Here is an 8,375-nt window from a genome sequence, read left to right as displayed (position 1 = left end):
GCAGCCGCGCGGGCACCGCTCCTCGACGACGGAGGCGAGGTCGGAGAAGGAGCCGAGGATCTCCTCGGGGCGCACGTGCGCCAGACCGAAGGACCGCACCCCAGGGGTGTCGATGACCCAGCCGTCGTGCCCGGGCAGGCGCAGCGCGACGGCTGAGGAGGAGGTGTGCCGGCCGCGGCCCGTCACGTCGTTGACCACCCCGGTCGCGCGCAGGGCGTCGGGCACCAGGGCGTTGACCAGGGTGGACTTGCCGACGCCCGAGTGGCCGACGAGCACGGAGGTCCGGCCGACGAGCTCGGCGCGGACGGCAGCCAGACCCTCGGGCGCGGGTTCGTCCGTGCCCTCGCCCCGTCCCACCACGACGACGTCGACACCGAGCGGGGCGTACATCCGCACCAGGGGCCCGGGGTCGGCCAGATCGGCCTTCGTCAGGCACAGCAGGGCTCGCATGCGGGCGTCGTAGGCGGCGACGACGCAGCGGTCGATCATCCTCGTGCGTGGCTCGGGGTCCGCCAGGGCGGTGACGATGACGAGCTGGTCGGCGTTCGCGACGATGACCCGTTCGATCGGGTCGACGTCGTCGGCCGTGCGGCGCAGGACGGTGCTCCGCTCGACGATCCGCACGATGCGAGCGAGGCTTCCCTCGGCCCCGCTGACATCGCCGACGACGTCGACCAGGTCACCGCAGACCACGCGCTCGCGGCCCAGCTCGCGGGCCTTCATGGCGATCGCTCCGCGCTCGTCAGGACCGTCCTCGTCGACCAGGATCGTGTAGCGGCCCCTGTCGACGCCGGTCACCAGCGCGCGGGCGGCGTCGGCGTGCTCGGGGCGTTGCTTGGTGCGGGGCCGGTTCGCCTTCGGGTTGGGCCGGGTGCGCACGTCGGACTCGTCGTAGCTGCGCCTCATCGCCGGTCACCGCCCTCGGGTGTCCCGTTCATCGTGCACCCTCGGTGCTCAACGCGCCCCCGTACCGGCGAGCATGCCCGTCCACAGCCCGACGAAGTCCGGGAGCGTCTTGCGGGTCGTCGCGACGTCACGCACCCGAACCCCGGGCACCCGGAGGCCGATGAGCGCACCGGCCGTCGCCATCCGATGGTCGTGGTAGGTCTCCACGACCGCGCCGTGCAGCGGACGCGGGGTGATGACCAGCCCGTCGGAGGTCTGCTCGGCCTGGCCGCCCAGCCGCGTGATCTCGGTGGCAAGAGCGGCGAGCCGATCGGTCTCGTGGCCCCGGATGTGCCCGATTCCCCGCAACCGGGTGGGGGAGTCCGCCAGGGTGGCGAGGGCGGCGATCGTCGGGGCGATCTCCCCGGCGGAGCGCAGGTCCACGTCGACGCCGTGCACCTCGCCCGTGCCGGTGACCACGAGGGTGTCGCCCTCGAGGTGGGCGGAGCCACCCATCTGCGTGAGCAGCTCGGGCAGCAGGGCACCCGGCTGAGTGGTCTCGGTGGGCCACCCCGGCACGCGGACGGTCCCGCCCACGGCGAGCGCCGCGCACAGGAACGGTGCCGCGTTGGAGAGGTCGGGCTCGACGCGCACGTCCCGCGCGCGGATCGGACCAGGCGTGACCTGCCAGATCTCCGGCCTGGAGTCGTCGACGTCGACGCCTGCCCCCCGCAGCACGTCGACGGTCATCGCGATGTGCGGAAGGCTCGGCAGCGTGCGTCCGGTGTGACGGACGACGAGTCCTTCGGGCATCCGTGCCGCTGCGAGGAGCAGCGCGGAGACGAACTGCGAGGAGCCGCTGGCGTCGAGGTCGACGGAGCCTCCGACGATCGGCCCGGTCACGGTGAAGGGCAGGGTGCCGCGGCCCTCGTCCTCGACGCGCACGCCGAGATCGCGCAGGGCCTCCAGGACGGGACCCATCGGGCGCAGCCGGGCGGGCGGCTCGCCGTCGAAGCGGGTGCTGCGTCCGGTGAGAGCGGCGACGGCCGGCAGGAAGCGCATCACGGTGCCCGCCAGTCCGCAGGCCACCTCGACCGGTCCGGGACCCGCGGTGATCGGCGCCGTCCGCCAGGTGGTGCCGTCCCGGTCCACCCGCGCACCCATCGCCTCCAGCCCGGCGGCCATGTGGCTGGTGTCCCGGGAGTCGAGCGCCCCGCGCAGCACTCCGGGACCGTCGGCGAGAGCGGCCAGCACGAGGTAGCGGTTGGTCAGCGACTTCGATCCCGGCACGTCGACGGTCGCGTCGAGCGCACGGTCGGCGAGCGGGGCGGGCCAGGTCTCCTCGGTCATGCGGGCAGGTTACCGGGCCGGGCAGTCGCTCAGTCCGTCGAGGAGGTCCTGGCCGCGGCACGCTCGGCGCGCGCCTGCTGCACGCGCCAGGCCATGTCGGGTCGGCCCTGGGTGTCGACGGCGGCGAGAAGCGCGGCACCGAGCATCGTGCCGGTGGCCAGGAGCCGGTCCTTGGTCACGTCGCTCCCACGGCGCCCGGACCCGCGACGGCCGAGCTCCGGCGTCTCGCTCGCCACCACGGGGAGCATGAGCGCGGCGAGGACGAGGGCGTTGGTGCGCGGCGCGGCCCCGAGAGCCAGCAGCCCGGCCGCTCCGACCATCGCAGCGCCATGAGCGCGGACGAGCGTCGTCATGCTGCGGCGTGAGGGGACGGGGGGCAGGTCCACGCGGCGGCCGAGCCGCAGCCACGCGGCCTCGAACCGGTCCACGTGCGCGGCGGGGGACCGGACGGCGTCCCAGCCCTCCGCGAGGAACGAACCGGCGACGAGCGGACGGGCGATCCGACGGACGAGCATGGCTTCCCACTTCCTCGGGTCGTGCGGGTGATCGTTCCTCCTGCACGGTAACGCGTCGGCGGGTGCGCGGCACCCAGCACGACGCACCTGTCGCGACTATCACGCCCCGGCGCGGCATCGGACGGGAATGAGCCGGGCCACCGCGTGCGTTGACCCCGCTATGACGTCGTCGACCTTCGAACGTGTGCGGCCGGGCGCCTGTCCGCGACGGACGCGGGTTCACCCCGACGGCAGGGCGCGGGCCTCCTCGTGGCAGGCCGCAGGGAGCCTGTCGCAGCGGGGACGGCTAGGCTCGGCCCCGATGAGCGACGAGACCACACGAGCACCGTCGGCCGAGGGCGCGGCGGAGCGGGCCGCACGATTCGAGGCCGAGGCGCTGGTCTACGTCGACCAGCTCTACTCCGCTGCGCTGCGGATGACGCGGAACCCCACCGACGCCGAGGATCTCGTGCAGGAGGCGATGGCGAAGGCCTACGCCGCCTTCCACCAGTACCGGCCCGGGACCAACCTCAAGGCCTGGCTCTACCGCATCCTCACCAACACGTTCATCAACACCTACCGCAAGAAGCAGCGGGAGCCCTTGCTGTCCTCCGGGGAGGACGTCGAGGACTGGCAGCTGTCCAGGGCTGCCTCGCACACCTCCACCGGGCTGCGCTCGGCAGAGGTGGAGGCCCTGGACCGGCTCCCGGACAGCGATGTGAAGACCGCGCTCGCCGCACTCGGCGAGGACTTCCGCCTGGCGGTGTACCTCGCCGACGTGGAGGGCTTCGCCTACAAGGAGATCGCGGAGATCATGGGGACGCCGATCGGCACGGTGATGAGTCGCCTGCACCGTGGCCGCCACCAGCTTCGAGAGCTGCTCGCGGACTACGCCCGTGACCGTGGTCTGATCCCTGCTGCGGACGGAGATGACGCGTGAACCACGACGAGGTGGACTGCGCAGAGGCCCTCGGCCGGCTCTTCGAGTTCCTGGACGACGAGATCGACGAGGGCACCGGGGACAGGATCAGACGTCACCTGGCGGACTGCGAACCCTGCCTCGCCGAGTTCGACGTGGAGAACCACCTCAAGGCCCTGGTCAAGCGATCCTGCACGGACACGGCGCCGAGCACGCTGCACCTGCGCATCCGTGAACAGCTCATCGTGCTCCGGGACCAGATCGACGGCTGAGCGCTCCCCGATCCGGGGCCGGACGCTGAGCGAGGCGGTGGGCTCGGATGCCCACCGCCTCGTGGCTCACGCGTTCGGGCGGTTGCCGTGGTTCGCGGCGCTGCCCTTGCGGGAACGGCGCTTGCGGCCTCGCTTGCTCATCTGATGCTCCTTGATGTCGGGCGCCGACCATCGTCCCACACCCCGGGTGGTGCCGCCGCATCGGGACGACGCAGGGTACGCGCGGGTCCTGCGCACTCGCGCCGAGCAGGGGTTCAAGTACCCGTCCCGATCGGCCGATGAGGAGAAGGTGAGCACCCAGCCTCAGTCCGTCGTCCCGCTGCTGCACGCCCTCGCTGCCAGTGGCGGCTCCGACCTGCACTGCAAGGTCGGTTCCGCACCTCGACTGCGCGTCGACGGGCGTCTTCGCCGTCTCCAGGTCCCCGATCTGAGCCCGGAGGACACCGTCGCGATGGTCGCGGAGGTGCTCCCGGCCGCCCTGGCCGAGGAGTTCGCCACGACCCACGAGGCGGACTTCGCGTACTCCCTCGCCGGTGTCGGCCGCTTCCGGGTCAACGCCTACCAGGCTCGGGGAACGGCGGGGCTGGTCTTCCGTCGCGTCTCGGTCGGTGCGCAGACGCTCGTGGAGCTCGGCCTGCCCGAGGTGGCCGGAGAGCTCGCCCTGGAGCCGCGTGGCCTGGTGCTGGTGACCGGGCCGACGGGGTCGGGGAAGACGACGACCCTCGCCTCCCTCGTCGACCTGATCAACACGTACAAGGAGGTGAACATCGTCACGATCGAGGACCCGATCGAGATCCTGCACGCGGACAAGAAGGCGATCATCTCCCAGCGTGAGGTGCGGTACGACACGGCTGACTTCGGCACGGCGCTGCGGGCAGCCATGCGCCAGGACCCCGACGTGATCCTCGTCGGCGAGATGCGTGACGTCGAGACGGTCCGTGCGGCGCTGTCCGCCGCGGAGACCGGGCACCTGGTGATGTCGACCCTGCACACGATCGACGCGCAGGAGACGGTGAACCGCATCATCGACTTCTTCCCGCCGCACGAGCAGAAGCAGATCCGGGGCGCCCTCGCGCAGGCCCTGCGGGGGATCATCTCCCAGCGCCTGGTCCGACGCCGCGACGGCTCCGGCCGTGCGGCCGCGATCGAGGTCATGGTGAACACGGGACGCACGGCCGAGGCGATCGTCGAACCGCTCGAGAACCCGCCGATCTCCGAGCTCATCGCGGACGGCGCGTACTACAAGATGCAGACCTTCGACCAGCACCTGCTGCGGATGATCACGGACGGTGTGATCAGCTACGAGGACGCCCTGACGGTGGCCAGCAACCCGCAGGACCTCACGGTCGCCATGCGCGAGGCGGGAATCCCCGTCTCCTGAGGCCCGAGCCCCGGACGTCAGAGGGTGTCGTCGGGGAGCCCGAGCCAGTGGTGCCAGCCGCTGTGCAGCACGAGCCAGGCCATCAGCCCGTAGCCCGCCTGTCCCGGGCACGTGCCGTCACCGGCGGCCAGGTCGGCGAGCCACTGGTCGTGGTGGGCCAGCGGGCCGCAGGTCTCCACGAAGGGCACGCGACGGCGTGAGGCGACGTCGGAGAAGGCGGCCGAGAGCTCTGCCTGCTGCTCGGCATCGCCGTGCGGGCCAGGCGGCGGTCCGACGACGAACGTCGAGATCCGTCGGCTCTCGGCGACGTCGAGGATGTTCGCGAGGTTGAGCCTGCTGCGTGCGAGGGAGACGCCTGCGGCGAGATCGGCGCGGCCGAGGGCCACCACGAGCAGATGACCGGCCTGGCCGGCCGCCGGGTCGAGCCGCCGGGTGACCTCCTCCTCCCAGCGCGCGCTCAGTGCCGTCGTCGTCTCGCCGGGGACGGCGAGGGTGAGCATCATGGGCGGCGGCTGGATCGAGGTCCGCGCCGCGACGCGACCGACCCACCCGAGGGCCTTGGGGTCCCCCGCGCCAGCGGCGAGCTCGTCGCCGATCACCACGATGCGCCGTGCGCCGTCCACCGGACCTCCTCGAGCGGGTCGACCGTTCCGTGGTCAGTCTGGCGGACCGGGACGGCCCGGTGCGCGACCGACGCGCTGCGGGCGCCTCCGGCCGGGCTCAGCGCGCGAAGGCCTCCTCGAGCAACGCCGCCTGCTGCGCGGCGTGCACCTTGGCGGAACCGGCGGCGGGGGAGGCCGAGGCGGGCCGCGAGACGCGACGGATGTCACGGCCGAGCGCCTTCGGCAGCCGCACCTTGATGAAGGTCCACGGGCCCTGGTTCGCGGGCTCGTCCTGCACCCAGAGCACCTCGGCTCCCGGGTAGGGGGCGAGCGCCGCGGCGACGGCCTCACGGTCGAGCGGGTAGAGCTGCTCGAGCCGGACGATCGCGGTGCGCGTGTCGCCGGTCTTCTGGCGGTGCGCGAGCAGGTCCCAGTAGATCTTGCCGGAGCACAGCAGCACGCGGTCGACGGGGGCGTCGACGGGCAGTGCCGTCTCGGGCAGGACGGGCTGGAAGGTGCCGGTGGTGAAGTCCTCCACGGACGAGGCCGAGGCCTTGAGCCGCAGCATGGACTTCGGCGAGAACACCACGAGCGGGCGGCGCGGGCGCGCGTAGGCCTGGTGGCGCAGGAGGTGGAAGTGCGAGGCCGGGGTGGTCGGCTGCGCGACGGTCATGTTCTGCTCGGCGCAGAGCTGGAGGAAGCGCTCGATCCGGCCGGAGGAGTGGTCGGGCCCCTGGCCCTCGAACCCGTGCGGCAGCAGCAGCACGATGGAGGAGCGCTGGCCCCACTTCTGCTCGGCAGAGGAGAGGAACTCGTCGACGATCGTCTGGGCGCCGTTGACGAAGTCGCCGAACTGGGCCTCCCACAGCACCAGGGCGTCGGGCCGCTCGACGGAGTAGCCGTACTCGAAGCCCATCGCCGCGTACTCCGACAGCGAGGAGTCGTAGACCCAGAACTTGGCCTGGTCACCCGAGAGGTAGACCAGCGGGGTCCACTCCGCACCGGTGACCCGGTCGTGCAGGACGGCGTGCCGCTGGACGAAGGTCCCGCGACGGGAGTCCTGGCCGGCGAGCCGGACGGGCGTGCCCTCCAGGAGGAGCGAGCCGAAGGCGAGGATCTCCCCGTAGCCCCAGTCGATGCCGCCCTCGCGGGACATCTGCTCGCGCTTGGCCAGGAGCTGCTCGAGCTTGGGGTGCACGGTGAACCCGGCAGGTGGCCGCACGTGCGCCCGGCCGATGCGCGCCAGCACCTCGGGGTCGACGGCCGTGCGCCAGCCGACCATCGTCCCGGCGTCCTCGCGCTGGCTCTCCGGCTTCTCCAGCCCCGAGACGGGCTCGGTGGAGGCCGGCGGGGTGTAGCCCTCGCGGTTCTCGGTGAAGACGCGCTCCAGCTCGGCCTGGTAGTGCGCCAGGACCTGCGAGGCCTCGTCGACGGAGATGTCCCCGCGGGAGACCAGCGCCTCGGTGTACAGCTTGCGGGCCGAGCGCTTCGCCTCGATGAGGTTGTACATCAGCGGCTGGGTCATCGACGGGTCGTCGCCCTCGTTGTGGCCACGGCGGCGGTAGCAGATCATGTCGATGATCACGTCGCGGTCGAACTGCTCGCGGTACTCGAACGCGAGCTCCGCGACCCGGACGCAGGCCTCGGGGTCGTCGCCGTTCACGTGGAAGATCGGCACCTGCAGGCCCTTGGCCACATCGGTGCAGTAGGTCGTCGAGCGCGAGGACGAGGGACCGGTGGTGAAACCCACCTGGTTGTTGACGATCACGTGGATCGTCCCGCCGGTGCGGTACCCGCGCAGCTGGGCGAGGTTGAGCGTCTCGACCACGACACCCTGCCCGGCGAACGCCGCATCGCCGTGGACGAGGATCGGCAGCACGGAGAAGCCGTCGCCGCCCAGGTCGATCCGGTCCTGCTTGGCCCGGACGACGCCCTCGAGGACCGGGTCCACCGCCTCCAGGTGCGAGGGGTTCGCCGCGAGGTAGACCTGCGTGCTCGCGCCGGCGTCCGAGAGGAACGTGCCCTCCGTGCCGAGGTGGTACTTGACGTCGCCGGAGCCCTGCACCGAGCGCGGGTCGAGGTTCCCCTCGAACTCGGCGAAGATCTGCGCCGTCGACTTCCCGGCGATGTTCGCGAGCACGTTGAGACGTCCGCGGTGCGACATGCCGATGCAGACCTCGTCGAGCCCGCCGTCGGCCGCACGGGTGAGGATCGCGTCCAGCAACGGGATGAGGGACTCCCCGCCCTCGAGGGAGAACCTCTTCTGGCCGACGAACTTCGTCTGCAGGAACGTCTCGAAGGCCTCGGCGGCGTTGAGCCTGCGCAGGATCCGCAGCTGGTCCTCGCGCGGGGTGCGGGCGTACCCGGCCTCGAGCCGCTCCTGGAGCCAGCGCCGCTGGCGCGGGTCCTGCAGGTGCATGTACTCGGCGCCGATGGTCCGGCAGTAGGAGTCGCGCAGGAGCCCGAGGATCT

Annotated in this window: 9 protein-coding genes; 3 read left to right on the top strand and 6 right to left on the bottom strand. The window is 72.0% G+C overall.

Going from position 1 to position 8,375, the window contains the following annotated elements; genetic code table 11:
* The 3 genes from rsgA to ABWK99_RS10900 all read right to left on the bottom strand — a co-directional run.
* The coding region (gene rsgA / locus ABWK99_RS10910; RefSeq protein ID WP_372594731.1) for a ribosome small subunit-dependent GTPase A at positions 1–906 on the bottom strand (906 nt) is incomplete at its 3' end.
* A 48-nt stretch (positions 907–954) separates the two neighbouring features.
* Positions 955–2,235, bottom strand: a complete 1,281-nt coding sequence (gene aroA / locus ABWK99_RS10905) for a 3-phosphoshikimate 1-carboxyvinyltransferase (RefSeq protein WP_372594730.1) — start codon at positions 2,233–2,235, stop codon at positions 955–957.
* Between the two features lie 29 nt (positions 2,236–2,264).
* Positions 2,265–2,750, bottom strand: a complete 486-nt coding sequence (locus ABWK99_RS10900; protein ID WP_372594729.1) for a DoxX family protein — start codon at positions 2,748–2,750, stop codon at positions 2,265–2,267.
* Between the two features lie 160 nt (positions 2,751–2,910).
* Between ABWK99_RS10900 and ABWK99_RS10895 the strand changes: the two genes are divergently transcribed.
* Together ABWK99_RS10895 and rsrA are read left to right on the top strand one after the other, a co-directional pair.
* Positions 2,911–3,669 carry a sigma-70 family RNA polymerase sigma factor gene (locus ABWK99_RS10895; protein ID WP_372594728.1) on the top strand — a complete coding sequence of 253 codons (759 nt, stop codon included), beginning with the start codon at positions 2,911–2,913 and terminating at the stop codon, positions 3,667–3,669.
* Positions 3,666–3,920: a mycothiol system anti-sigma-R factor gene (rsrA, locus tag ABWK99_RS10890; RefSeq protein WP_372594727.1), complete on the top strand. Its 255-nt coding sequence runs from the start codon at positions 3,666–3,668 to the stop codon at positions 3,918–3,920. Before ABWK99_RS10895 ends, rsrA begins: the two co-directional genes overlap by 4 nt.
* A gap of 66 nt (positions 3,921–3,986) precedes the next feature.
* On the opposite strand, the gene ABWK99_RS10885 is transcribed toward rsrA, so the two are convergent.
* Entirely contained in the window at positions 3,987–4,061 is a 75-nt protein-coding gene (locus ABWK99_RS10885; RefSeq protein ID WP_155859599.1) for a 50S ribosomal protein bL37, read from the bottom strand.
* Between the two features lie 148 nt (positions 4,062–4,209).
* Between ABWK99_RS10885 and ABWK99_RS10880 the strand changes: the two genes are divergently transcribed.
* On the top strand, positions 4,210–5,301 hold the full coding sequence (locus ABWK99_RS10880; RefSeq protein ID WP_372594726.1) for a type IV pilus twitching motility protein PilT: 1,092 nt from the start codon (positions 4,210–4,212) through the stop codon (positions 5,299–5,301).
* Positions 5,302–5,318: 17 nt separating this feature from the next.
* Here the strand turns inward: ABWK99_RS10880 and ABWK99_RS10875 are convergent, their stop codons facing one another.
* Together ABWK99_RS10875 and ABWK99_RS10870 are read right to left on the bottom strand one after the other, a co-directional pair.
* The gene (locus ABWK99_RS10875) at positions 5,319–5,924 is read right to left on the bottom strand and encodes a GDSL-type esterase/lipase family protein (RefSeq protein WP_372594725.1); all 606 of its coding nucleotides are present in this window, start codon (positions 5,922–5,924) and stop codon (positions 5,319–5,321) included.
* 97 nt (positions 5,925–6,021) lie between these two features.
* The coding region (locus ABWK99_RS10870) for a multifunctional oxoglutarate decarboxylase/oxoglutarate dehydrogenase thiamine pyrophosphate-binding subunit/dihydrolipoyllysine-residue succinyltransferase subunit (RefSeq protein ID WP_372594724.1) at positions 6,022–8,375 on the bottom strand (2,354 nt) is incomplete at its 5' end.

The sequence above is a fragment of the Actinotalea sp. genome, assembly GCF_041597215.1.
GTDB lineage: Bacteria > Actinomycetota > Actinomycetes > Actinomycetales > Cellulomonadaceae > Actinotalea.
Note: the sequence above shows the minus strand (reverse complement) of the source record. Positions and strands in the feature narration are given on the sequence as shown.